At 72.5% G+C, this 24,562-nt stretch carries 21 protein-coding genes; 18 read left to right on the top strand and 3 right to left on the bottom strand.

Annotation, left to right across the window (positions count from 1 at the left end; genetic code table 11):
* Positions 1-37 precede the first annotated feature (37 nt).
* From ACIBTS_RS09915 to ACIBTS_RS09870, 10 genes are all read left to right on the top strand, one after another.
* On the top strand, positions 38-1,975 hold the full coding sequence (locus tag ACIBTS_RS09915; protein ID WP_399318060.1) for an acyl-CoA dehydrogenase family protein: 1,938 nt from the start codon (positions 38-40) through the stop codon (positions 1,973-1,975).
* Positions 1,976-2,084: 109 nt separating this feature from the next.
* Complete coding sequence (gene dxr / locus ACIBTS_RS09910; protein WP_399318059.1) at positions 2,085-3,344, top strand: 1-deoxy-D-xylulose-5-phosphate reductoisomerase; 1,260 nt, start codon at positions 2,085-2,087, stop codon at positions 3,342-3,344.
* On the top strand, positions 3,341-4,645 hold the full coding sequence (locus ACIBTS_RS09905; RefSeq protein ID WP_399318057.1) for a M50 family metallopeptidase: 1,305 nt from the start codon (positions 3,341-3,343) through the stop codon (positions 4,643-4,645). The genes dxr and ACIBTS_RS09905 overlap by 4 nt, the downstream gene beginning before the upstream one ends.
* Positions 4,646-4,872: 227 nt before the next feature.
* Positions 4,873-6,030: a flavodoxin-dependent (E)-4-hydroxy-3-methylbut-2-enyl-diphosphate synthase gene (gene ispG, locus ACIBTS_RS09900; RefSeq protein WP_399318055.1), complete on the top strand. Its 1,158-nt coding sequence runs from the start codon at positions 4,873-4,875 to the stop codon at positions 6,028-6,030.
* 595 nt (positions 6,031-6,625) lie between these two features.
* Positions 6,626-7,474, top strand: coding sequence for a GNAT family N-acetyltransferase (locus ACIBTS_RS09895; protein WP_399318053.1), 849 nt, complete (start codon positions 6,626-6,628; stop codon positions 7,472-7,474).
* Between the two features lie 21 nt (positions 7,475-7,495).
* Complete coding sequence (locus tag ACIBTS_RS09890) at positions 7,496-8,026, top strand: GNAT family N-acetyltransferase (protein ID WP_399318051.1); 531 nt, start codon at positions 7,496-7,498, stop codon at positions 8,024-8,026.
* A 207-nt stretch (positions 8,027-8,233) separates the two neighbouring features.
* On the top strand, positions 8,234-9,937 hold the full coding sequence (locus tag ACIBTS_RS09885; protein WP_399318049.1) for a proline--tRNA ligase: 1,704 nt from the start codon (positions 8,234-8,236) through the stop codon (positions 9,935-9,937).
* Between the two features lie 124 nt (positions 9,938-10,061).
* Complete coding sequence (locus ACIBTS_RS09880; protein ID WP_399318047.1) at positions 10,062-10,493, top strand: hypothetical protein; 432 nt, start codon at positions 10,062-10,064, stop codon at positions 10,491-10,493.
* Entirely contained in the window at positions 10,490-10,996 is a 507-nt protein-coding gene (locus tag ACIBTS_RS09875) for an NADH-ubiquinone oxidoreductase-F iron-sulfur binding region domain-containing protein (RefSeq protein WP_399318045.1), read from the top strand. The genes ACIBTS_RS09880 and ACIBTS_RS09875 overlap by 4 nt, the downstream gene beginning before the upstream one ends.
* Before the next feature lie 3 nt (positions 10,997-10,999).
* Positions 11,000-11,104: a ferredoxin gene (locus tag ACIBTS_RS09870; protein ID WP_399318044.1), complete on the top strand. Its 105-nt coding sequence runs from the start codon at positions 11,000-11,002 to the stop codon at positions 11,102-11,104.
* A 127-nt stretch (positions 11,105-11,231) separates the two neighbouring features.
* On the opposite strand, the gene ACIBTS_RS09865 is transcribed toward ACIBTS_RS09870, so the two are convergent.
* The 3 genes from ACIBTS_RS09865 to ACIBTS_RS09855 are packed head-to-tail and all read right to left on the bottom strand — an operon-like array spanning position 11,232 to position 13,237.
* Positions 11,232-12,128: an aminoglycoside phosphotransferase family protein gene (locus ACIBTS_RS09865; RefSeq protein ID WP_399318042.1), complete on the bottom strand. Its 897-nt coding sequence runs from the start codon at positions 12,126-12,128 to the stop codon at positions 11,232-11,234.
* A gap of 27 nt (positions 12,129-12,155) precedes the next feature.
* Positions 12,156-12,653: a ferritin-like domain-containing protein gene (locus tag ACIBTS_RS09860; RefSeq protein ID WP_399318040.1), complete on the bottom strand. Its 498-nt coding sequence runs from the start codon at positions 12,651-12,653 to the stop codon at positions 12,156-12,158.
* Entirely contained in the window at positions 12,650-13,237 is a 588-nt protein-coding gene (locus ACIBTS_RS09855) for a hypothetical protein (RefSeq protein ID WP_399318038.1), read from the bottom strand. Before ACIBTS_RS09855 ends, ACIBTS_RS09860 begins: the two co-directional genes overlap by 4 nt.
* Before the next feature lie 227 nt (positions 13,238-13,464).
* Here ACIBTS_RS09855 and rimP point away from each other — a divergent pair, with 227 nt between their 5' ends.
* The 8 genes from rimP to ACIBTS_RS09815 all read left to right on the top strand — a co-directional run bounded on the left by rimP (position 13,465) and on the right by ACIBTS_RS09815 (position 24,525).
* Entirely contained in the window at positions 13,465-14,004 is a 540-nt protein-coding gene (rimP, locus tag ACIBTS_RS09850; RefSeq protein WP_399318036.1) for a ribosome maturation factor RimP, read from the top strand.
* 2 nt (positions 14,005-14,006) lie between these two features.
* Positions 14,007-15,005 (top strand): transcription termination factor NusA, encoded by a 999-nt coding sequence (gene nusA / locus ACIBTS_RS09845; RefSeq protein WP_079659160.1) that lies wholly within the window; start codon positions 14,007-14,009, stop codon positions 15,003-15,005.
* A gap of 101 nt (positions 15,006-15,106) precedes the next feature.
* Complete coding sequence (locus ACIBTS_RS09840) at positions 15,107-15,403, top strand: YlxR family protein (protein ID WP_079659159.1); 297 nt, start codon at positions 15,107-15,109, stop codon at positions 15,401-15,403.
* A gap of 146 nt (positions 15,404-15,549) precedes the next feature.
* Positions 15,550-18,672 (top strand): translation initiation factor IF-2, encoded by a 3,123-nt coding sequence (gene infB, locus ACIBTS_RS09835; RefSeq protein ID WP_319676399.1) that lies wholly within the window; start codon positions 15,550-15,552, stop codon positions 18,670-18,672.
* Positions 18,673-18,863: 191 nt separating this feature from the next.
* Positions 18,864-19,157 carry a DUF503 domain-containing protein gene (locus ACIBTS_RS09830; protein ID WP_319676398.1) on the top strand — a complete coding sequence of 98 codons (294 nt, stop codon included), beginning with the start codon at positions 18,864-18,866 and terminating at the stop codon, positions 19,155-19,157.
* A 44-nt stretch (positions 19,158-19,201) separates the two neighbouring features.
* Positions 19,202-19,651 (top strand): 30S ribosome-binding factor RbfA, encoded by a 450-nt coding sequence (rbfA, locus tag ACIBTS_RS09825; RefSeq protein ID WP_079659156.1) that lies wholly within the window; start codon positions 19,202-19,204, stop codon positions 19,649-19,651.
* On the top strand, positions 19,651-20,556 hold the full coding sequence (gene truB, locus ACIBTS_RS09820; RefSeq protein WP_319676397.1) for a tRNA pseudouridine(55) synthase TruB: 906 nt from the start codon (positions 19,651-19,653) through the stop codon (positions 20,554-20,556). Before rbfA ends, truB begins: the two co-directional genes overlap by 1 nt.
* 258 nt (positions 20,557-20,814) lie before the next feature.
* Positions 20,815-24,525, top strand: coding sequence for a trypsin-like peptidase domain-containing protein (locus tag ACIBTS_RS09815; RefSeq protein WP_399318035.1), 3,711 nt, complete (start codon positions 20,815-20,817; stop codon positions 24,523-24,525).
* Positions 24,526-24,562 lie beyond the last annotated feature (37 nt).

Genomic DNA, 24,562 nt, shown 5'->3' with positions numbered 1-24,562 from the left:
GTGGTCCGAGATCCCGATTCGCGGCGAGGTGAGCCTCATGTCCGCACCACCCCTCAAGAAACCCACCGTCACCGAGCGTGAGGCCCGCCAGGTCGCCGAGGCCGCCCGGGAGCAGGACTGGCGCAAGCCGAGCTTCGCCAAGGAACTGTTCCTGGGCCGATTCCGGCTCGACCTCATCCACCCCCACCCGCTCCCCTCCGACGAGGCCGTCCGGCGCGGCGAGCAGTTCCTGGCCAAACTCCGCGACTTCTGCGAGACGAAGGTGGACGCGGCCCGCATCGAACGCGAGGCCCGTATCCCCGACGAGGTCGTGGGCGGGCTCAAGGAGCTCGGCGCCCTCGGCATGAAGATCGACCCCAAGTACGGCGGTCTCGGCCTCACACAGGTGTACTACAACAAGGCGCTGGCCCTGGCGGGCTCGGCCAGCCCCGCGATCGGCGTGCTGTTGTCGGCGCACCAGTCGATTGGCGTACCGCAGCCGCTGAAGCTGTTCGGCACCGACGAGCAGAAGCAGCGGTTCCTGCCGCGCTGCGCGACCACCGCCATCAGCGCCTTCCTCCTCACCGAGCCGGACGTCGGCTCCGACCCGGCCCGCCTCGCCACCAGCGCGGTCCCGGACGGCGACGACTACGTCCTCGACGGCGTGAAGCTGTGGACGACCAACGGCGTCGTCGCCGACCTGCTGGTCGTCATGGCCCGGGTCCCGAGGAGCGAGGGGCACAACGGCGGCATCACCGCCTTCGTCGTGGAGACGGACTCGCCCGGCATCACCGTCGAGAACCGCAACGCCTTCATGGGACTGCGCGGCATCGAGAACGGCGTCACCCGCTTCCACCAGGTCCGGGTCCCGGCCGCCAACCGCGTCGGCCCCGAGGGCGCGGGCCTGAAGATCGCCCTGACCACGCTCAACACCGGCCGGCTCTCGCTGCCCGCGTCCTGCGTCGCCGCCGGCAAGTGGTGTCTGAAGATCGCCCGCGAGTGGTCGGCGGCCCGTGAGCAGTGGGGCAAGCCGATCGCCCACCACGAGGCCGTCGGCGCGAAGATCAGCTTCATCGCGGCGACGACCTTCGCCATGGAGGCGGTGCTGGACCTGTCGAGCCAGATGGCCGACGAGGACCGCAACGACATCCGCATCGAGGGCGCGCTCGCCAAGCTCATCGCCTCCGAGATGGGCTGGCGCATGGCCGACGAGCTGGTCCAGATCCGCGGCGGCCGCGGCTTCGAGACGGCGGAGTCGCTCGCCGCCCGGGGCGAGAAGGCGGTCCCCGCCGAACAGGTCCTGCGCGACCTGCGGATCAACCGCATCTTCGAGGGCTCGACGGAGATCATGCACCTCCTCATCGCCCGCGAGGCCGTCGACACCCACCTCACGGTCGCCGGCGACCTCATCGACCCCGACAAGTCCCTCCAGGACAAGGCGAAAGCGGGCGCGGGCGCGGGCGTCTTCTACGCCAAGTGGCTGCCGAAGCTCGTCGCGGGACCGGGCCAACTGCCTTCGTCGTACGGAGAGTTCAAGCACGCGGGCGTGGACCTCTCCCCGCATCTGCGGCACGTCGAGCGGCACGCCCGCAAGCTCGCCCGCTCCACGTTCTACGCCATGTCCCGCTGGCAGGGCCGGATGGAGTCCAAGCAGGGCTTCCTCGGCCGGATCGTGGACATCGGCGCGGAACTCTTCGCGATGAGCGCCGCCTGCGTCCGCGCCGAGCTGCTGCGCTCGCGCGGCGAGAACGGCCGCGAGGCCTACCAGCTCGCCGACGCGTTCTGTCGTCAGTCCCGCATCCGCGTCGACGAGCTCTTCGCCCGCCTGTGGACCAACACCGACGACCTGGACCGCAAGGTCGTCGAGGGCGTCATGGCGGGCGCCTACGAGTGGCTGGAACAGGGCATCGTCGACCCGTCCGGGGAGGGCCCCTGGATCGCCGACGCCACACCGGGACCGAGTGAGAAGGAGAACATGCACCGCCCGATCGGGTGAGGCGCCGCACACCCGTCCGCAGGGTGCCCCCTGTCCCGAGCCTCTCATGAGGGGGACGAGGAGGGGGCACCCTGCCCTGCCGCCCACCCGCCTCGGCAACAATGGGGGGATGACCGACAGTCCAGCCCCCCGCGCCCTCGCCGACCCGCACCTCGTCTACGACCCGGTCGCGGGCGACGGCCCGAAGGACGTGGTGATACTCGGCTCCACCGGTTCGATCGGCACCCAGGCCATCGACCTCGTGCTGCGCAACCCGGACCGCTTCCGCGTCACCGGCCTGTCCGCCAACGGCGGCCGGGTCGCCCTCCTCGCCGAGCAGGCCCGCCGGCTGCGGGTGCGGACCGTGGCGGTCGCCCGCGAGGACGTCGTCCCCGCGCTGCGCGAGGCGCTCACCGCCGAGTACGGGGCCGCCGAGCCCCTCCCCGAGATCCTCGCCGGCCCGGACGCGGCCACCCGGCTCGCCGCCTCCGACTGCCACACCGTGCTCAACGGCATCACGGGCTCCATCGGCCTCGCCCCCACCCTCGCCGCCCTGGAGGCGGGCCGCACCCTCGCGCTCGCCAACAAGGAGTCGCTCATCGTCGGCGGCCCGCTGGTCAAGGCACTCGCCGAGCCCGGGCAGATCATCCCGGTGGACTCCGAGCACGCCGCCCTCTTCCAGGCGCTGGCCGCCGGCACCCGCGCCGACGTCCGCAAGCTGGTCGTCACCGCCTCCGGCGGCCCCTTCCGCGGCCGCACCAAGGCGGAACTGGCGAACGTCACCGTCGAGGACGCCCTCGCCCACCCCACCTGGTCCATGGGCCCGGTCATCACGATCAACTCCGCGACCCTGGTCAACAAGGGCCTGGAGGTCATCGAGGCGCACCTCCTCTACGACATTCCCTTCTCGCGCATTGAGGTGGTCGTACACCCCCAGTCGTATGTCCACTCGATGGTTGAGTTCACGGACGGATCGACACTGGCCCAGGCGACGCCCCCCGACATGCGTGGGCCGATCGCCATCGGCCTCGGCTGGCCCGGGCGCGTCCCCGACGCGGCGCCCGCCTTCGACTGGAGCACGGCGTCGACGTGGGAGTTCTTCCCGCTCGACAACGAGGCCTTCCCCTCGGTGAACCTCGCCCGGCACGTGGGCGAGCTCGCGGGCACGGCCCCGGCGGTGTTCAATGCCGCCAACGAGGAGTGCGTGGAGGCGTTCCGCAGGGGCGCGCTCCCGTTCAACGGGATCATGGAGACCATCACCCGGGTTGTGGAGGAACACGACACGCCGGTGTCGGGAACTTCACTCACCGTGTCGGACGTCCTCGAAGCGGAGACCTGGGCACGGGCCCGGGTCCAGGAACTGACGGCTACCGCGGAGGCGCGTGCATGACAGCCCTGATGATGATCCTCGGCATAGTCGTCTTCGTGGTCGGCCTGCTGTTCTCGATCGCCTGGCACGAGCTGGGACACCTGTCCACGGCCAAGCTCTTCGGCATCCGGGTGCCGCAGTACATGGTCGGCTTCGGCCCGACCGTCTTCTCACGCAAGAAGGGCGACACCGAGTACGGCATCAAGGCCGTCCCGCTCGGCGGCTACATCCGCATGATCGGCATGTTCCCGCCCGGCGAGGACGGCCGGATCACCGCCCGCTCCACCTCGCCCTGGCGCGGCATGATCGAGGACGCCCGCTCGGCCGCCTACGAGGAGCTCCAGCCCGGCGACGAGACGCGCATGTTCTACACGCGCAAGCCGTGGAAACGGGTCATCGTGATGTTCGCGGGCCCCTTCATGAACCTGGTGCTCGCCATCGGGCTGTTCCTCACCGTCCTCATGGGCTTCGGCATCTCGCAGCAGACCACCACGGTCAGCTCGGTCTCGCCCTGCGTCATCGCGCAGAGCCAGAACCGCGACGTGTGCAAGTCGACCGACCCGGCCTCCCCGGCCGCGGCCGCCGGCATGAAGCCCGGCGACAAGATCGTCTCCTTCGCCGGGAAGCAGACGGACGACTGGAACACCCTCTCCGACCTGATCCGCGTCAGCGCCGGCAAGAAGGTCGACATCGTCGTCGACCGGGCCGGCCGGGAACTGACCCTGCACACGACCATCGCCACCAACCAGGTCGCCAAGAAGAAATCCGACGGCAGCTACGTCCAGGGCGAGTACATCAAGGCCGGCTTCCTCGGCTTCAGCGCGGCCACCGGCGTCGTCAAGCAGGATTTCGGCGACTCCGTGTCCTGGATGGGCGACCGGGTCGGCGAGGCCGTCGACTCCATCGCCGCCCTGCCCGGCAAGATCCCGGCCCTGTGGAACGCCGCCTTCGACGGCGCGCCCCGCGAGCCCGACTCACCCATGGGCGTGGTCGGCGCGGCCCGCGTCGGTGGCGAGATCTTCACCCTGGACATCCCGGCCTCGCAGCAGCTCGCCATGGCCGTGATGCTGGTCGCGGGCTTCAACCTCTCCCTGTTCCTCTTCAACATGCTCCCGCTGCTGCCCCTGGACGGCGGGCACATCGCGGGCGCCCTGTGGGAGTCGCTGCGCCGCAATCTGGCCAGGGTGCTGCGCCGCCCCGACCCGGGCCCGTTCGACGTGGCGAAGCTGATGCCGGTGGCCTATGTGGTGGCGGGCATCTTCATCTGCTTCACCGTCCTGGTCCTGATCGCGGACGTGGTGAACCCGGTGCGGATCTCCTAGGGCGGATTTCGGCCACTTCCACGTCACGCGCGGTTCGCTGCGGCCCGGGACGATCCGTCCCGGGCCGCTTCCGTCGGCCGGACCGCGCCGGCGACGGGGGTCCCCCGCCGAGTGGGTTCGAGGCGGGGGAGTGCTCGCGCCCGGGCCGGTGCCGTAATCTCGAAGCCTGGAACCCGCCTGAAGAGCGGGACCTGGGCCTTGATCCACGACTTGGGGTTGCACAGCAGATGACTGCGATTTCTCTCGGCATGCCGTCCGTTCCGACCAAGCTCGCCGAGCGCCGCAAGAGCCGGCAGATCCAGGTCGGCTCCGTGGCGGTGGGCGGAGACGCACCGGTGTCGGTCCAGTCGATGACCACGACCCGCACGTCCGACATCGGCGCCACCCTCCAGCAGATCGCCGAGCTCACCGCCTCCGGCTGCCAGATCGTCCGCGTCGCCTGCCCCACGCAGGACGACGCCGACGCCCTGTCGACGATCGCCCGCAAGTCGCAGATCCCGGTGATCGCCGACATCCACTTCCAGCCGAAGTACGTCTTCGCCGCGATCGAGGCGGGCTGCGCGGCGGTCCGCGTGAACCCCGGCAACATCAAGCAGTTCGACGACAAGGTCAAGGAGATCGCCAAGGCCGCCAAGGACCACGGCACCCCGATCCGCATCGGCGTCAACGCCGGCTCGCTGGACCGCCGCCTGCTCCAGAAGTATGGCAAGGCCACCCCGGAGGCGCTGGCCGAGTCGGCGCTGTGGGAGGCGTCCCTCTTCGAGGAACACGACTTCCGCGACATCAAGATCTCGGTCAAGCACAACGACCCGGTGATCATGGTCGAGGCCTACCGTCAGCTCGCCGCCCAGTGCGACTACCCCCTCCACCTCGGCGTCACCGAGGCGGGCCCCGCCTTCCAGGGCACGATCAAGTCGGCGGTGGCCTTCGGCGCCCTCCTCTCCCAGGGCATCGGCGACACGATCCGCGTCTCCCTCTCGGCCCCCCCGGTCGAGGAGGTCAAGGTCGGCAACCAGATCCTGGAGTCCCTGAACCTCAAGCAGCGCGGCCTGGAGATCGTCTCCTGCCCGTCCTGCGGCCGCGCCCAGGTCGACGTGTACAAGCTGGCCGAGGAGGTCACCGCGGGCCTCACGGGCATGGAGGTCCCGCTGCGCGTCGCCGTCATGGGCTGCGTGGTCAACGGCCCCGGCGAGGCCCGCGAGGCCGACCTCGGCGTCGCCTCCGGCAACGGCAAGGGCCAGATCTTCGTCAAGGGCGAGGTCATCAAGACCGTCCCCGAGTCCAAGATCGTCGAGACCCTCATCGAAGAGGCCATGAAGCTGGCCGAACAGATGGAAGCGGCCGGCACCCCCTCCGGCGAACCGTCAGTATCAGTCGCAGGCTGAAAGCGGGCCGGACTGCCGTCGCGCGGCCGCCGCGGCCGGGCCGCCTCCCGCCCCTACCCGAACGACCCCCGCCGTCGGGCCGACCGCTCCCAGCCCCCCGCTGTATCCAGCCCGGGCCCCTGCACCCGGCCCGTCCGGTGTCCGAGGACGGGTTCGAGGAGGAGGGACGGATGAGGGACGGAGGACGTCTTCGAGGACGGAGGACGTCTCCATGGCGCCGGTCCGGGCATCCCGCCCGTCCGGCCTCCGAGGACGAGGAGACGGTGTTTGAGGCGAGGGACGGAGGACGTCCTTCGCGGACGGGGGACGTCTCCGTGGTGCCGGCCCGTATCAACCAGCCCGTCCGGCGTTCGCGGACGTCTTCGAGGACGGGGGACGTCTCCATGGCGCCGGTCCACATCAACCAGCCCGTCCGGCGTTTGAGGACGAGGCCCCTTCAGGGCCGAAGCGGGGGTCCGGGGGCGGCAGCCCCCAGGGGACGGCCCGACAGCCCACGGCCACAGGCAAACAAGCGGCACCAACCACAGGGCGGCACGGCAAAGCTTCCGCAGGTACAGTGCGGGGATCAGCCAGACCTGAGTGTGAGGCCCCGCGCGTGTTGACCCAGACGACCTCCCGGGTCCTCGAACCGAGCGACCTGGACGCCGCGCTCGCCGTCCTCGACCGCGAGCCGGTTGCCAATGCCTTCGTCACCTCCCGGGTACAGATCGCGGGCCTCGACCCATGGCGGCTCGGCGGCGAGATGTGGGGCTGGTACGAGGACGGCATGCTGACGTCCCTGTGCTACGCGGGCGCCAACCTCGTCCCGATCTGCGCCACCCCGCGCGCGGTCCGAGCCTTCGCCGACCGCGCCCGCCGGGCAGGCCGCCGCTGCTCCTCGATCGTCGGCCCCACCGAGCCGACCACCCGGCTCTGGCGCCTCCTGGAACCCCACTGGGGCCCGGCCCGAGAGGTCCGCACCCGCCAGCCCCTCATGGTCACCGACCGCATGCCCGCCGACATAGCCCCCGATCCCTACGTCCGCCGCATCCGCAAGGACGAGATGGACACGATCATGCCGGCGTGCGTGGCGATGTTCACCGAGGAGGTCGGCGTCTCCCCGATGGCCGGCGACGGCGGCCTGCTCTACCAGGCCCGAGTCGCCGAACTCGTGGGCACCGGCCGCTCGTTCGCCCGCCTCGACGACAACGGCAGGGTCGCCTTCAAGGCGGAGATCGGCGCCGCGACGTCCCAGGCCTGCCAGATCCAGGGCGTGTGGGTGGCCCCCGAATACCGGGGCCAGGGCCTCGCGGCCCCCGGCATGGCGGCGGTCCTGCGCTACGCCCTGGCCGACGTCGCCCCGGTCGTCAGCCTCTACGTCAACGACTTCAACACCCCGGCGAGGCGCACGTACCGGAGGGTCGGCTTCCAGGAGGTCGGCGCATTCACGAGCGTGCTTTTTTGACGCCCCTGTAGGCTCCCCGCCATGGACCTCGTCATCGGCCCCTTGGACCTTCCCGCCCATGTGGACGAGGCACTGGCCGTCCAAGCGGCCGCCTTCGGACTGGGCCCGGACGAGGTCGCCGTCCGCCGTCAGATCGTCCTGCGCCATATGACGAACCCCGGCGCGAGAGCCTTCGGAGCGACCCTCGGGGACAGACTCGTCGGCTTCGTCTACGGCATGCCCAACGACCGCACGCACTGGTGGTCCACGGTCGTCCAGCCCTACCTCCGCGCCCAGGGCAACGAGCACTGGCTGGACGACTCCTTCGTGATCACGGAGCTCCACGTCCACCCCGCCCACCAGAACCGCGGCGCGGGCCGGGCCCTGATCACCACGATCACCGACACCGCGGCCGAACCCCGCTCGATCCTCTCCGCCATCGACACCGAGAGCCCCGCCCGCGCCCTCTACCGCTCGCTGGGCTACCGGGACCTGGCCCGCAGCGTCCTCTTCCCCAGCGCCCCCCGCCCGTACGCGGTGATGGGCGCCCCGCTTCCCCTCCTGCGCCCGTAAGAGCCTGGGTTATATCCCCGGCCGGGCGTGCGACGCCTGGCACGCTCCCCCCAAAGGGGGCACCCCCACCCCCAGAGGGGGGACCCCCATGACGCCGCACGCTGATCCGACCGGGGATATGACACAGGCTCCAACGGATTTCCGGCCCCGCCACGCTCCCGGCTAACCTCCTAGCCATCACCCTTTCCCGGCAGGAGTACGAGAACCATGGCGAACGCACCGGTCCAGCGCATGTCCCAGTTGATGGCGAAGACGCTGCGCGACGACCCGGCCGACGCCGAGGTCCTGAGCCACAAGCTCCTCGTCCGCGCCGGCTACGTCCGCCGTACCGCGGCGGGCATCTGGAGCTGGCTGCCGCTCGGCATGAAGGTCCTGCGCAACGTGGAGCGGGTCGTCCGCGAGGAGATGGACGCGATCGGCGCGCAGGAGGTGCTGCTGCCCGCCCTGCTGCCGCGTGAGCCCTACGAGGCCACCGGCCGCTGGGACGAGTACGGCCCGGAGCTGTTCCGCCTCCAGGACCGCAAGGGCGGCGACTACCTCCTCGGCCCCACCCACGAGGAGATCTTCACGCTGCTCGTGAAGGACCAGGCGTCCTCCTACAAGGACCTGCCGGTCATCCTCTACCAGATCCAGAACAAGTACCGTGACGAGGCCCGCCCGCGGGCCGGCATCCTGCGCGGCCGCGAGTTCCTGATGAAGGACTCCTACTCCTTCGACACCGAGGACGAGGGCCTCGCCCACTCCTACGCCCTGCACCGCCAGGCCTACCAGCGGATCTTCGAGCGCCTCGGCCTCGACTACCGCATCTGCGCCGCGACGGCGGGCGCGATGGGCGGTTCCAAGTCGGAGGAGTTCCTGGCCCCGGCCGGCGCGGGCGAGGACACCTTCGCGGACTGCCCGAACTGCGACTTCGCGGCGAACACCGAGGCGATCACCTACGGGCTGAAGCCGGTGGACGCCGAGGGCGTCGCCGCGCTCGAGGAGATCCCGACCCCCGACACCCCCACCATCGAGACCCTCGCCGCCCACCTCGGCGTACCCGCCTCGGCCACCCTCAAGAACCTTCTGGTGAAGGTGGACGGCGAGATCGTGGCCGTGGGCGTCCCCGGCGACCGTGAGGTCGACATGGGCAAGGTCGAGGCGCACTTCGCCCCGGCCGGCGTCGAACTGGTCACCGCCGAGGATTTCGTGGGCCGCCCGGACCTGGTCCGCGGCTACGTCGGCCCGCAGGGCCTGGGCGAGAAGGTCACCTACATCGCGGACCCGCGCGTGGCCCCCGGCACCGCCTGGATCACCGGCGCCAACAAGGTGGGCCTGCACGCGAAGAACGTCGTCGCGGGCCGTGACTTCGAGGTCGCCGAGTACGTCGACGTCGTCGTCGTCCAGGAGGGCGACCCCTGCCCGAACTGCGGCACCGGCCTGAAGCTGGACCGCGCCATCGAGATCGGCCACATCTTCCAGCTGGGCCGCAAGTACGCCGACGCCCTCAAGCTCGACGTCCTCGGCCAGAACGGCAAGCCGGTCCGCGTGACCATGGGCTCCTACGGCATCGGCGTCACCCGCGCGGTCGCCGCCCTCGCCGAGCAGACCGCCGACGACAAGGGCCTGGTCTGGCCCGCCGAGGTCGCCCCGGCCGACGTCCACGTCGTCGCCGCGGGCAAGGCCCTGCAGACGGAGCTGGCGCTGGACGTCTCCGAGAAGCTGCACGCGGCCGGTCTGCGCGTCCTGGTCGACGACCGGGCCGGCGTCTCCCCGGGCGTGAAGTTCACCGACTCCGAGCTGATGGGCGTGCCGAAGATCCTGGTGGCGGGCCGCCGCAGCGCCGAGGGCGTCCTGGAGCTGAAGGACCGCAGGACCGGCGAGCGCGAGGAGCTCACGGTGGACGAGGCGATCGCCCGTCTGACCGCGTGAGGTACGTGAATCAAAGGAACGTTTCAGAGAGTTCTGGGGAGGCGTACGGCCGCCTCACAGACTTCTCGCAGGCCGTTCCCCGACCGTAGGGCGTGACAGAGCGTCACTACGGAGGGGAACGGTCATGGCGACAAGGGAAGCGGAACGGGGGCCGCGTCGGCCGTCCGCAGGGGGGGCACGGCGGACGGCGGCCGTCGCGGCGGCCGTCACGCCGGCCGCGGCAGCCGGGGTGTTCGCCCTGGTCGGCGCGGCAGCGACGTACCTCGCCGTGGAGGACGGCGCGACCTGGCTGGAGTCCGCTCTCGCCCGGCGCACCGCGGACCCGCTGCCCGTCAAGGTCGTCCGCCTGCCGAAGTCGTTCCTCTCCGGCCAGTCCTCCGCCCTCGCCCGGTACGTCTCCGGCGGCGCGGCCCTGCCCGCCCACCAGCGGCTGCCGGCCCACCTCGCGCTCGTCGCCCGCTACGGCGCCGACTGGTACCGCACCGCCGGCACCCGACCCAGCCCGGCAGCGTCCTGTGCACGGTCCATGTGCAGGGCCGTGAACCCCGGGTCGTGAAGGCCCCCTACGGCCTGCCCATCGCCCGGCTGTTGCCCCTGGAAGATGCCCGGGCGGTCCTGGTGGGCGGCTACCACTACACCTGGATCCCGGCCCCGGAGGCGAGCCGACTCACCCTCGACGCAAGCTGCTTGGGCGCGGGAGTCCTCGCCGCACTGCCCGCCGACCGCTGCGGCCTCGTCGAGACCGCCCGCGTCCTGCGCTACCTCGCCCTGCAGTCGGCTACCGGCCAGTGCGGCCCCTGTCTCAACAGCCTGCCCCGCACCGCCGCCGCCTTTCGCGCCCTCGCCGCCCCCGGCCCCCAGGGCACGGTCCGCGCCGACCTCGCCCGCTGGTCGGGCCTCGTCGAGGGCCGGGGCGCCTGTCACCACCCCGACGGCACGGTCCGCCCGGTCCTCCGCAGCACCCTGACGACCTTCGCCACGGAGAACGACGCCCACGCCCACGGCCACTGCACGGCGACCGACCGCACCCCCCTGCTGGCCGTCCCGGAGGAGAGCTGACCCATGAGCACGGACCAGCACATCGACATCGACCGGACGTCCTGCCGGGCCCACGGCCTCTGCGCGGAACTCCTACCGGACCACATCACCCTCGACGAGTGGGGCTAACCCTCGTGCCGGCGAGGCCCGTCCCGTCGACGACGGTGAAACGCGCCCGAAGAGCAGCAGCGGACTGCCCGGTCCTTGCCTTGGCACTGACGCCGGCCACTACGGACCCGGCCCCGAACCGCGACCGCTAAAGCCACCCGGCGAACTCCAGCAGCAGCTCGGCATCCCGAGCCCGACCCACCCGAAGGGCACGAACCCCCGACTCCACCGCCCGGAAAAGCGTCCAGCCCCGCACCCGCTCCGGATCCAGCTCCAACGACTCCGCCAGCTTCCGCACCCGCCGCCGCGTGATCGACGCCCCCGAGGGCGAGGCGATCAGATCCTCCACCCGGTCCCGCACCAGCCGCGCCAGATCGAACGCGCACTCACCGACCACCGGATCCGGCCCCACCGCCAGCCACGGCGTCCGCTCGCCCGCCAGCACCTTGCTCTGCCGAAACGTCCCGTGCAGCAACCGCACCTCGGGGGCCGTCCCCACCAACTCCTCACGGGCGCAGAGCGCCGCCTCGACCAGCACACCCACGTCGGAGCCGACGGCGGTCCCCCGCATCGCCTCGGCCTGCCGGCCGGTCCGCTCGGCGACGGTCTCGAAGACCTGCCCGGCCGGCGGCTCCACCCACAGCCGCCGCAGCGTCCCCGCCGCCTCCAGCAGCGCCTTCGCCTCCGCGAGCGAGCGCACCGACACATCGGGATGGAGCCGTTCGAGCAGCAGCACCCCGGCCGTCTCCGGGCCCTCCAGCAACTGGACGGCGCCCAGGCCGCCCCAGTGCGCCAGCGCGGCCCGCTCGGCCTCGGGCCGGAACCGGGGCGGGGCCAGCTTCAGCACGGCCGGGGTGCCGTCCGCACGCCGCACGAGCACGACCAGGCTGCTCCGGCCGCCCGGCACCTGCACCCGGTCCACGGTCAACTCGCGTAGATCCACGGCCTGTCGGGCCGCCTCCGGCAGCTTCTCCAACCAGCCGTCACCGTCCGGTGCCGTCTCACCGAGCGCCCTCACCAGACGCTGCGGCGGTTCGAAAGCCATGCGCGAGTCGTTCCCTTCCGTCTCCGGTCAAGCGGTCGGTGTCCCCGAAGCCCCTGCCCCGGCTCCTGCCGCGGCCGGATTCCTACTGGTCGTACCGGACCGTTCCGCGAGACCAGGGAAGGCTACGCTCCCGCCGCGCCAGCGCACCGCGCGGACCGCCGCCTCCCGCAGCGCCGCCGCCGCGTCCCGGCGCCGTGCCCCGGTGGCCGCGCGCACCAGGTCGGAGTACACCCCGGCCACGCGGTCCTCCAGCTCGGCGGCGAGCCGGACCGCCGCGACGGCGTCCGCGACCGCGAACGGCAGCGCGTACCCGGCGCTCGCGGCGACCGGCTCCGCGCCCACGCCGCGTACGTCGCGCACCAGCGCGTCCCGACGCGCCCGGTGCGCGTCGTACGCCGCCCGCGCTTCCGTGCGCCGCTCCGCACCGATGCGCCCGCCGACGACGCCGTACCCGTACACCGCGGCGTGTTCGGCGGCCAGCGCCGCCTGGAGTGCCGTCAGCTCCGCGCTCGTCTCCTCGCTCATCGGGCCCCCTCCGCCAACAGATAGGCGTGCGCCGCGCCGGCCGCCGCCACCGAGGCCAGCAGCCGGGCCAATTCGCCGGGGACGTCCAGCAGTTCAGTAGCCCTGCGGTCGGCGAGCGCCCGCTCGGCGGCGGCCAGCTCGGCGAGGGCGTCCTGCTCGGTCACCGGCGCGGCGGACGGCGCCGCCGAGGCCGCAGGAGCCGAGGAGACGGGGGAGGAGGGCGAGTGGGCCGACGAGGACGAAGGGGTCGACGAGGGCGAGGGGGACGCGGGTGCCTTCCGCGCGCCCCCGAAGGCCTCCACGTGCCGTACGACCTCCGCCCGCAGCGGCGCCAGCCGCGCCGCCAGCGTCGGATGGACGGCGAGGACGGCGTCGTAGCGCGCCACCAGAGCGTTGCTCTGCTGGGCCGCACGCGCGCGTGCCCGCTCGGTGACCGACGGGCCGTCGCTCGCGCTCCCCTCGCCCTCCTCATGCTCCCCGCCGCCGGACGAGCAGCCCACGAGCAGCGCGACCCCCGTGGCCGACGCGAGCAGGGATCTTCTGCGCGGCCCCGACAGGGTGCGCGAGGGAGGGGGGAACGGCACGGCAGACGTCCTCGGGGAACTCGTACGAAAGAAACACCAAGAAGGGCGGCAGGCCCGTGATCACCGTACCCGCGCACCCGTCCGCCATCACTCAGCGGCACCGTTTCGCCGCATGTCCGGCCACCCTCCGTGCACGGGTGGACGGCAACACACCCTGCGACCGGATACCCTTTGACTAGACACGCGCCCCATCCCACAACAGCACACGCGGCCGAGGAGTCACCCGGATGAGCACCACCCAGAGCGAGAGGCTGCGAGAGCTCCTGGAACCGCTCGTCGCCTCCCAGGGACTGGATCTCGAAGAGATCACCGTGGACTCCGTCGGACGCAAGCGGGTGCTGAGCGTCGTCGTCGACTCCGACACCGGAGCGGACCTGGACCAAATCGCCGATGTGAGCCGCGCGCTCTCGGCGAAGCTCGACGAGACGGACGCGATGGGCGAGGGCGAGTACACCCTCGAGGTCGGCACCCCGGGCGCGGAGCGCGCCCTCACCGAGCACCGGCACTTTGTGCGCGCCACGGACCGGCTGGTGCGGTTCCAGCTGACCGAGGGCGGCGAGCTGGTCGCCCGGATCCTGAAGGTCGACGACGAGGGGCTCGACGTCGAGGTGCCGGGCGTGAAGGGCCGCAAGGCCACCGCCCGCAGACTCGCCTTCGGCGACATCGACAAGGCGCGCGTGCAGGTCGAGTTCAACCGCAAGGACAAGCACGACGGGCACGACGACAACGACGACAACGACGAGAACGAGAAGGAAGAGGAGGCGTAGCCGTGGACATCGACATGAGTGCCCTGCGGGGCTTGGTTCGGGAGAAGGAGATCTCCTTCGACCTGCTGGTCGAGGCGATCGAGTCGGCCCTCCTCATCGCCTACCACCGCACCGAGGGAAGCCGCCGTCACGCGCGCGTGGAGCTCAACCGGGAGACCGGGCATGTGACCGTGTGGGCGAAAGAGGATCCCGAGGACCTCGAGGAGGGGCAGGAGCCCCGCACGTTCGACGACACCCCGTCCGACTTCGGCCGTATCGCCGCCACCACGGCCAAGCAGGTGATCCTGCAGCGCCTGCGCGACGCCGAGGACGACGCGACGCTCGGCGAGTACGCCGGCCGTGAGGGCGACATCGTCACGGGCGTGGTCCAGCAGGGCCGCGACCCGAAGAACGTCCTGGTGGACATCGGCAAGCTGGAGGCCATCCTGCCGGTGCAGGAGCAGGTACCCGGCGAGACGTATGCGCACGGCCTGCGCCTGCGGTCGTACGTCGTCCGGGTGGCGAAGGGCGTGCGCGGCCCGTCAGTGACGCTCTCGCGCACGCACCCCAATCTGGTGAAGAAGCTCTTCGCGCTGGAGGTGCCGGAGATCGCCGACGGCTCCGTCGAGATCGCCGCGATCGCACGTGAGGCCGGTCACCGTACGAAGATCGCCGTCAGGTCCACCCGTTCGGGTCTGAACGCCAAGGGCGCCTGCATCGGCCCCATGGGCGGCCGGGTGCGCAACGTCATGGGCGAGCTGAACGGCGAGAAGATCGACATCGTCGACTGGTCGGACGACCCGGCCGAGATGGTGGCGAACGCGCTGTCCCCGGCCCGGGTCTCCAAGGTCGAGGTCGTCGACCTCGCGGCCCGCTCCGCGCGCGTGACGGTGCCGGACTACCAGCTGTCGCTGGCGATCGGCAAGGAAGGGCAGAACGCCCGGCTCGCCGCCCGGCTGACCGGCTGGCGGATCGACATCCGTCCGGACACCGAACAGCCCGCCGAGCAGCCCGGGGAATAGATCTCGGCCTGTGGAGGCTCAGATCACGACAGATGTAACGCGGCAACTGTTCGATTCCTGGCCCAAAGGGGCGAGGTCGCCGCGGGGAGGTAGACTTAACAGTGTCTGGCCGGACGCACGCCGGAGCATGCCCTGAACGCACCTGTGTGGGGTGCCGGAAGCGAGCGGCCAAGACGGAGCTGCTGCGCATCGTGGCGATCAAGGACGCATGCGTCCCCGATCCTCGCGGTACGCTGCCCGGCCGGGGTGCGTATCTGCACCCCGCCCCGGTCTGTCTCGACCAGGCGGTACGCCGCAGGGCGTTCACGAGGGCGTTGCGAGCCCCGGGAGCGCTCGACACAAAGGTGTTGCGCCAGTACGTCGAGCAGACGACCGTTGCCGAGCAGGCAACACCGTAAGAAGCGTCGCGCGGAACCCCCGCGCGGCTCTGGTACCCCGCGAGTTGGAAGTAGGTCGAGATTGCGATGAGCACTCGATGAGCACGCGATGAGTACGCCCATGAAGTAGCGACGGTCCGGACACACCCGGACCTAAAAGGAGCGAAGTGGCTAAGGTCCGGGTATACGAACTCGCCAAGGAGTTCGGGGTGGAGAGCAAGGTCGTCATGGCCAAGCTCCAGGAACTCGGTGAATTCGTCCGTTCGGCGTCTTCGACCATCGAAGCGCCCGTTGTACGCAAGCTGACAGACGCCTTCCAGGGCGGCGGCAAGCCCGCCCCGCGCAAGGCTGCCCCCAGGCCCGCGGCGCCTTCCCCGGCGCAGGCGGCCCGTCCGGGTCCGGCCGCTCCGCGGCCGGCCGCCCCCAAGCCTCCCGCGGCCCAGACACCGGCGGCTCCGGCTGCCCCGGCGGCTCCGGCCGCCTCGTCGGCCCCCGCGCCGGCTGCTCCCGGTCCGCGTCCGGTGCCGGGTCCCAAGCCCGCGCCGCGCCCGGCCCCGGCCGCCCCGGAGTTCACCGCTCCGCCGGCCGCCCCGGCCGCTCCCGCGCAGTCCGGTCCGGCGCAGTCCGGTCCGCGCCCGGCCTCCCAGGGACCGCGCCCCGGCGCGCCCCGTCCCGGTGGCCGTCCCGCGCCCGGTCAGGGTCAGGACCGCGGTGACCGCGGTGACCGTGGTCAGCGTCCGGCCGCAGCGCAGGGTCCGCGCCCCGGTGGCGCAGGCGCCCCGCGTCCGGGCGGTGCCCGTCCCTCGGGTCCGCGTCCGGGCAACAACCCCTTCACCTCCGGCGGCAACGCCGGCATGGCGCGCCCGCAGGCGCCCCGTCCGCAGGGCGCACCGCGTCCCGGCGGCCCCGGTGGCGCTCCCGGCGCCGGTCCCCGTCCCCAGGGCCCCGGTGGCCAGGGCGGCGGTCCTCGTCCGCAGGCTCCGGGCGGTGCCCGTCCGAGCCCGGGCGGCATGCCTCGCCCGCAGGGTGCCGGCCCCGGCGGTCCGCGTCCGGGCGGCCCGCGTCCCAACCCCGGCATGATGCCGCAGCGTCCCGCTGCCGGCCCGCGTCCCGGCGGCGGCCCCGGCGGCCGCGGTCCGGGCGGCGGCGGTGCCGGTCGTCCCGGCGGCGGTCGTCCCGGTGGCGGCGGCGGCTTCGCCGGCCGTCCGGCCGGTCCCGGCGGCGGCGCCCGTCCCGGTGGCGGCGGCGGCTTCGCCGGTCGTCCCGGTGGCGGTGGCCCCGGCGGCGGTGGCGGCGGCTTCGGCGGCGGCGGTGGCCGTCCCGGCTTCGGCGGTCGTCCCGGCGGTCCCGGTGGCCGTGGTGGCACGCAGGGCGCCTTCGGTCGTCCCGGTGGTCCCGCGCGTCGCGGTCGCAAGTCGAAGCGGCAGAGGCGCCAGGAGTACGAGGCCATGCAGGCCCCGTCGGTCGGCGGCGTGATGCTGCCTCGCGGCAACGGCGAGACCATTCGCCTGTCGCGCGGTGCGTCCCTCACCGACTTCGCCGAGAAGATCAACGCCAACCCGGCGTCGCTCGTCGCGGTCATGATGAACCTCGGCGAGATGGTCACGGCCACGCAGTCCGTCTCCGACGAGACGCTGCAGCTCCTCGCGGGCGAGATGAACTACGAGGTTCAGATCGTCAGCCCCGAGGAGGAGGACCGCGAGCTGCTCGAGTCCTTCGACATCGAGTTCGGCGAGGACGAGGGCGACGACGAGGACCTGGTGGTCCGTCCGCCGGTCGTCACCGTCATGGGTCACGTCGACCACGGCAAGACCCGACTGCTCGACGCCATCCGCAAGACGAACGTCATCGCGGGCGAGGCCGGCGGCATCACCCAGCACATCGGTGCCTACCAGGTCGCGACCGAGGTCAACGAAGAAGAGCGCAAGATCACCTTCATCGACACCCCGGGTCACGAGGCGTTCACCGCCATGCGTGCCCGTGGTGCGAAGTCGACCGACATCGCGATCCTGGTCGTCGCGGCCAACGACGGCGTCATGCCGCAGACGGTCGAGGCGCTCAACCACGCCAAGGCGGCCGACGTCCCGATCGTCGTCGCGGTCAACAAGATCGACGTCGAGGGCGCCGACCCGACCAAGGTGCGCGGTCAGCTCACCGAGTTCGGTCTGGTGGCCGAGGAGTACGGCGGCGACACCATGTTCGTCGACATCTCCGCCAAGCAGGGTCTGAACATCGACTCGCTGCTGGAGGCCGTGATCCTCACGGCCGACGCCTCGCTCGACCTGCGGGCCAACCCCAGCCAGGACGCGCAGGGCATCTCGATCGAGTCCCGTCTCGACCGCGGCCGCGGCGCCGTGGCGACGGTCCTCGTCCAGCGAGGCACGCTGCGGGTCGGCGACACGATGGTCGTGGGCGACGCCTACGGTCGTGTGCGCGCCATGCTCGACGACAACGGCAACAACGTCGCCGAGGCCGGCCCGTCGACGCCGGTCCAGGTCCTGGGCCTGACCAACGTCCCGGGTGCGGGCGACAACTTCCTCGTCGTCGACGAGGACCGCACCGCCCGCCAGATCGCCGAGAAGCGTGCGGCCCGCGAGCGCAACGCCGCCTTCGCCAAGCGCACGCGCAGGTTCTCCCTGGAGAACCTGGACGCCGCCCTGAAGGCCGGCGAGGTCCAGCAGCTGAACCTGATCATCAAGGGTGACGCTTCCGGTTCGGTGGAGGCCCTCGAGTCCTCCCTGCTCCAGCTGGACGTCGGCGAAGAGGTCGACATCCGCGTCCTGCACCGCGGTGTCGGTGCGGTCACGGAGTCCGACATCGACCTGGCGATGGGCTCGGACGCCATCGTGATCGGCTTCAACGTCCGTGCGGCCGGTCGTGCCGCGCAGATGGCCGAGCGCGAGGGCGTGGACGTCCGGTACTACTCGGTCATCTACCAGGCGATCGAGGAGATCGAGGCGGCCCTGAAGGGCATGCTGAAGCCGGAGTACGAGGAGGTCGAGCTCGGCACGGCGGAGATCCGCGAGATCTTCAAGTCGTCCAAGCTGGGCAACATCGCCGGTGTCCTCATCCGCTCGGGCGAGGTCAAGCGCAACACCAAGGCCCGACTCATCCGCGACGGCAAGGTCATCGCGGAGAGCCTCAACATCGAGGGCCTGCGTCGCTTCAAGGACGACGTCACCGAGATCCGCGAAGGGTTCGAGGGCGGTATCAACCTCGGCAACTTCAACGACATCAAGATCGACGACGTCATCGCGACGTACGAGATGCGGGAGAAGCCCCGCGTGTAAGGCCGATGGTCGTTGCCGGCCGGCGGGACATGGTCCCGTCGGCCGGCGCGCCGTCCCGGGGGCTGCGGCCCCCGGCCCCAGGGGGTAAAACCCCGTCGAGCCGTCGGACGGATCGTTGTACCGTTCTTGATGTCCCTGTCCCATGGACGGCAGGGCCATCGATCCCGTACCGGCGGGTGAACCGGTTACACATGTACGTGGGGACTCTGTCCTTCGACCTTCTCCTCGGCGACGTACGGTCGCTGAAGGAGAAGCGCTCCGTCGTCCGTCCCATCGTCGCCGAGCTCCAGCGCAAGTACGCGGTGAGCGCGGCCGAGGTGGACAACCAGGACCTCCATCGCAGGGCCAAGATCGGCCTCGCCGTGGTCTCCGGCGACGCGGAGCACCTGACCGATGTGCTGGACCGGTGTGAACGGCTGGTCGCCGGCCGCCCCGAGGTGGAACTGCTCTCGGTCAGACGCCGCTTCCACGGCGAAGACGACTGACCGACCGAAAAACGCAAGAAGAAGAAAGAACGGGAGACGGACCAGTGGCCGACAACGCGCGCGCCAAGAGGCTGGCGGACCTCATCCAGCAGGTGGTGGCCCAGAAGCTGCAGCGCGGGATCAAGGACCCGCGGCTCGGCTCCCACGTCACCATCACGGACACCCGGGTCACCGGTGACCTCAGGGAGGCGACCGTCTTCTACACCGTGTACGGGGACGACGAGGAGCGTGCGGCGGCGGCCGCCGGCCTGGAGAGCGCCAAGGGCATCCTGCGCTCCGAGGTGGGCCGCGCGGCGGGCGTGAAGTTCACGCCGACGCTGGCCTTCGTCGCCGACGCCCTGCCGGACAACGCCCGCACCATCGACGACCTCCTCGACAAGGCGCGCGCCGCCGACGAGAAGGTCCGCGAGGCGTCCGCGGGCGCCGGGTACGCGGGCGGGGCCGACCCGTACAAGAAGCCCGGTGACGAGGACGAGACGGACGACTCCGCCTGATGAACCGCAAGCCGACCCCGCCCGACGGCCTTGTCATCGTCGACAAGCCGTCGGGCTTCACTTCGCACGATGTCGTGGCCAAGATGCGGGGGATCGCGGGGACCCGCCGCGTCGGCCACGCCGGCACGCTCGACCCGATGGCGACGGGCGTCCTCGTCCTCGGCATCGAGAAGGCGACCAAGCTCCTCGGGCACCTCGCGCTCACCGAGAAGGAGTACCTGGGCACGATCCGGCTCGGCCGGACGACGCTGACGGACGACGCGGAGGGCGAGATCACGGGGTCCACGGACGCCTCGAAGGTCACCCGGGACGCGATCGACGCGGGCATCGCCAAGCTGAGCGGCGACATCATGCAGGTGCCGTCCAAGGTCAGCGCCATCAAGATCAACGGCGTCCGCTCCTACAAGCGGGCCCGCGACGGCGAGGACTTCGAGATCCCGGCCCGCCCCGTCACCGTCTCCTCCTTCTCGGTCTACGACGTCCGCGACGCCGTCGCCGAGGACGGCACCCCGGTCCTGGACCTGGTCGTCTCCGTCGTCTGCTCCTCCGGCACCTACATCCGGGCCCTCGCCCGCGACCTGGGCGCCGACCTCGGCGTCGGCGGCCACCTCACCGCCCTGCGCCGCACCCGCGTCGGCCCCTACAAGCTGGACTCGGCCAGGACACTCGACCAGCTCCAGCAGGAGCTGAGCGTGATGCCGATCGCCGACGCGGCCGCCGCGGCGTTCCCCCGCTGGAACGTGGACGCCAAGCGGGCCCGGCTGCTCCTGAACGGCGTGCGCCTGGAGATGCCCGACGAGTACGCGGGCGTGGGCGCCGTGGCCGTCTTCGACCCCGAGGGCCGCTTCCTGGCCCTGGTGGAGGAGCAGAAGGGGAAGGCGAAGAGCCTGGCCGTCCTCGGCTGAACGGCTCCGGCCAGTCCTTGCTCTGCCCGTGGAGCGGCGAACACGGGGTTGTGCTGCGCCGCCGCTCCACGGTCCCCCCTCGGTTCCCCCACCCCTAGGGTGTATCCAACGTCCCCCGTTCAGTCACCCGTCCGGGCAGGCGCTCGGAGTGAACCGAGGGAGTGCAGGGGGGCGCGTTCGCTGCGTGATCTGTCCCGCTGATCATCCCGCCCCTACCGTCGAACAGAGGGCAGGCAGGCGCGGCGGGGAGGTACCACGATGGCGGGACGAGGCCCGCGGACCGGCGAGGGCCATCGCGCACACACCGAACCCAGGGGCGTCGCTCCCGGCCCCGCTCCTTCTCCCGACGCCTGCCTGGTCCGCATCCGCGACCTCGCCGGCCGCCCCCGCGGCACCGGCTTCGTCGCCGACCACCACGGCACGGTGATCACCAGCCACGAGGCCGTCGACGGTCTGCCCCGGCTCGTCCTGTACGCCGCCGACGACCGCGGCTGCGTGGTGACCGCCGACGCGGTGACGCTGCTCCCGCAGCTCGACCTGGCCCTCGTCCGCACCGAGGGCCTCGGCGTGGACCCGCTGCCGGTGACCGTGCGAGAGGGAGTCGAGCCCGGCAGGTACGTCCGGCTGGCCGCCGGCTGCTGGCGCGAGGCGCGGGTGCTGACCGAGACGCCGGTGACGTACACCGCCACCGACCGGCTGCACGTCCTGGACGAGGCGCTGGAACTGGCGATCGGCACGGCGGGCCGGGACGCGCTGCGGCTGGGCGGCGGCGCGGCCGGCGGCCCGGTCCTCGACGCCGGGACCGGGGCGGTCGTCGCCGTACTCGGCACCGCACTGCGGTCCGAGGACCGCGACGTCGGCTTCGCGGTGCCGTTGCGTCCGGGCACCCGGATTCCGGACGACGACGGCTCGGCGGCGGAGCCGCCCCCGTGGGCGGCGCCCGCTCCGGCCGACGGTCCGCTCACCGAGTTGCTCGCCCGCAACGCGGCGACCGTGCCCGCGTACGGGGCCGACCTCAACCTGGCGGGCATCCTGGAACTGACGGCCACGTCCGTCGGCTCGGACGGCCCGCCCGGCGCGCTGGGGCGCGCCGGGACCGGCTCCCGCGTCGCCGCATCGGAACCGGTCGAACGCGCCCATCCGGCCCGGGAGTTCGCCGCGTTCGCGACGAGCCCGGCGGCCGTCCTCGGCCTCGTCGGCGCACCGGGCAGCGGCCGTACCACCGAGCTCGCGGCCCTCGCGGCCCGCCGCAACCGGGGCGCACGGCCGGCCCCCACCCTGTGGCTGCGCGGCGCCGACCTGCGGGACGAGGACGACTCACTCGCCGACGCGGCCCGCCGCACCCTGATCCGGGCGGCCCGCATCGTCGCGGCTGCGGATACAGCTGCGGACCGTGGTCCCTCCGGGCTCGGGGACGTCAGTCCCGAGCGGCTCGCCAGGCTCGCGCGGGCCGTCGGGCGGCCCCTGCTCCTGCTCCTGGACGGCCCCGAGGAGATGCCCCCGGTCCTCGCGCACCGGCTCGCCGAGTGGACCGAGGGGACCGCGGACTGGCTGCGGGAGACGGGATCGCGGCTGGTGGTGGCGTGCCGGGGGGAGTACTGGGAGTGGGCGGGCGCGGAGTTCCCGCCGGAGATGCTGTACGGGGTCGCGGACGCCGGAGACCCGCTCCCGCCCTGCGTCCGCCTGGGCGACCTCACCCCCGACGAGGCGCGCGAGGCCCGCGCCCGCTACGGCCTGCCGGAGGCCGTCCTCGCGGCCCCCGACGCCCGGCATCCCCTCACCCTCCGCCTCCTCTCCGAGATCCGCGCCGCCCTGCCCGGCCCGCCGGATCAGGGCGGCCCCGTCGACCGGGACGACGTCCTCGCCGCCCACCTGGACCTGATGTGTCTGCGCATCGCCGTCCGCCTCGCCGCCGAGAACGGGCTGCGCGGCACCGCCGTACGACGCCTCGCGGCCAAGGTCGCCGGCCAGGTGCACGAAGCCGCCCGGCGCAGTCTCGGGCCGGGACAGGGCGAGCTGGACCGGGCGTCGTTCGAGGCGGTGTTCCCCTGGGGGCCCGCGCCCGCCCGCCTCGGCGGCGGAACCGGCTGGGCCTCCGCCGTCCTCACCGAAGGCCTCCTCGTGCCCGCGGGCACCGGCTACCGCTTCGCCCACGAGGAACTCGCCGACTGGATCCAGGGCGTCCACCTCGACCTGGACGAGGCCCTGCGCGCCCTGGTCCACGACCGCCGCGCCCCGGAGCAGGGCGGCCACCCGCTGCCCGTTCCGCACCACCGCATCGGCCCGGTCGTCCAGGCGCTGCTGCTCGTCGCCCGCCAGCGTGGAGCACATCAACTCGCCGCTCGACTAAGGGAGTTGGTTCACGCTCTGGAAGCCGACCCGGACTCGTGGTGGGCCGCCCGACTGCTCTGCGAGACCCTGCTGAAGGTCCCCGACGCGACGCCGTACACAGGCGTCCTGCGCCTGCTGGCGGACCGGATCGGCGCGGGGGGCGGGCTCGGCTCAGAGGCGGAGGCGGAGGCGGGGACGGAGGCAGGGACAGGGACAGGGACAGGGACAGGGACAGGGACAGGGACAGGGACAGGGACAGGGGTGGGAACGGGGGCGGGAACGGGAGCAGAGGTGGGGCCTGGGGCGGCTGAGGGCGGCCGGGGCGTCGACTTCGGTCCCTCCTTCTGGACGGAGATCGCCCTGCCGCCCGACGCGCGCCTCGACCTGCTGCGCCGTCTGGTCCTCGCCGACGGCGCCCCGCGCGCCGCGGACGCGCCCCGCTACCTCGACGCCGTCGCCCGGCTCCTCGCCGCCGACCCCACCGCCGTACAGCCGTATCTCACCCATTGGTTCGACGACGAGCGGCCGCTGCCCGCGACCCCGCACGCCACCGTGGCAACGGCCGCGCAGGCGCTGCTGCACACCCACCGGCGCCGGGCGCTGGACGACCTCACGGAGGTGCTCGTCGACTGCGCGCACCACCGCGCCGACGAGCTGCTCGCCGTGCTGGCCGAGGACGAGCCGTCCGCGCTGTGCCGGGCCGTCGACCGGTGGGCGCACGACGAGCGACAGGCCCGCCGGGTCGCGGCGGCGGGCTACGGACTGCGCGCCGCCCCGCACGCGAAGACGGACGCCGACCGTCGGCTGCTGCGCAACGCGGCCCTCGCTCTCCTGGCCCGCCCCGCCGACCCCGCACTGCACGGCGGCGCGCTCGCCCTCCTCGTCCGGGACCCCGAGACCCGGTCCGCCCATCTCCCGCAGGCACTGGAGCGGTTCGAGGAGGGCGATCCGCAGCTGCCGCCGGGCGCACTGCTCGCCGCCCTGAGCACCCACCCCGAGCCGGTCCTGGACGCCTTCCGGAACCGCCTGAGCGGCGCCGACCGCGCGGACGCGGGCAGCACCCTGGCCGCGCTCGCCGACGTCACCACGCCCGAGCGGGCCCACCGGGTCGCCGCCCTCGTCCGGGACGTGCTGGAGCGGCGGCCGGAGAGCGCCGGGCAGGTGGCCGCGTACGTCGACCGGCGGCTCGACCACGGCCCGGCCGCGCGTGCAGTCCTCCTCCCGCTGGTCACGGGCCTGCTGGACGGCGGTACCGAGCAGGTACGGGCCGCGCTGGCCGGCGTGCTGGCCGCGCCCGGCGCTCCGGACTCCGGTCCCCTCCGCCGCGAACTCCTGGAGCATCTCCTCACGCACGAGCACGCGCCCGCCGTCCTGGACGCCGTGCTGCACGGGGCCGCCGGGCGCAGCGGCGAGGACCTGCGCGACCTCGTCCACCGCACCGGCCTCCTCCTCGTCCGCACCCCGGACGGCGCGACTTGCTTCGACCGTGCTCTGGTCGACCTGGGACGGCACGTGCCGGGCTTCGCCGCGCAGGTGGTGCACTGGCTCACCGACGCGCCGCGGGAGTGGGCCGCGGTGGTCGGCCCCAGCACCCGCCGGACGATCGAGAACCTGGCGGGCGTGCGGGTGCCCGCCTGAAGCACGCGCGTGCGGCTCTGCGCGGCGCCCTGCGTGC

The sequence above is a fragment of the Streptomyces sp. NPDC050121 genome (assembly GCF_044460385.1).
In the GTDB taxonomy this organism is placed as follows: Bacteria; Actinomycetota; Actinomycetes; order Streptomycetales; family Streptomycetaceae; genus Streptomyces; species Streptomyces soliscabiei.
This window is presented reverse-complemented; position numbering and strand designations above follow the sequence as displayed.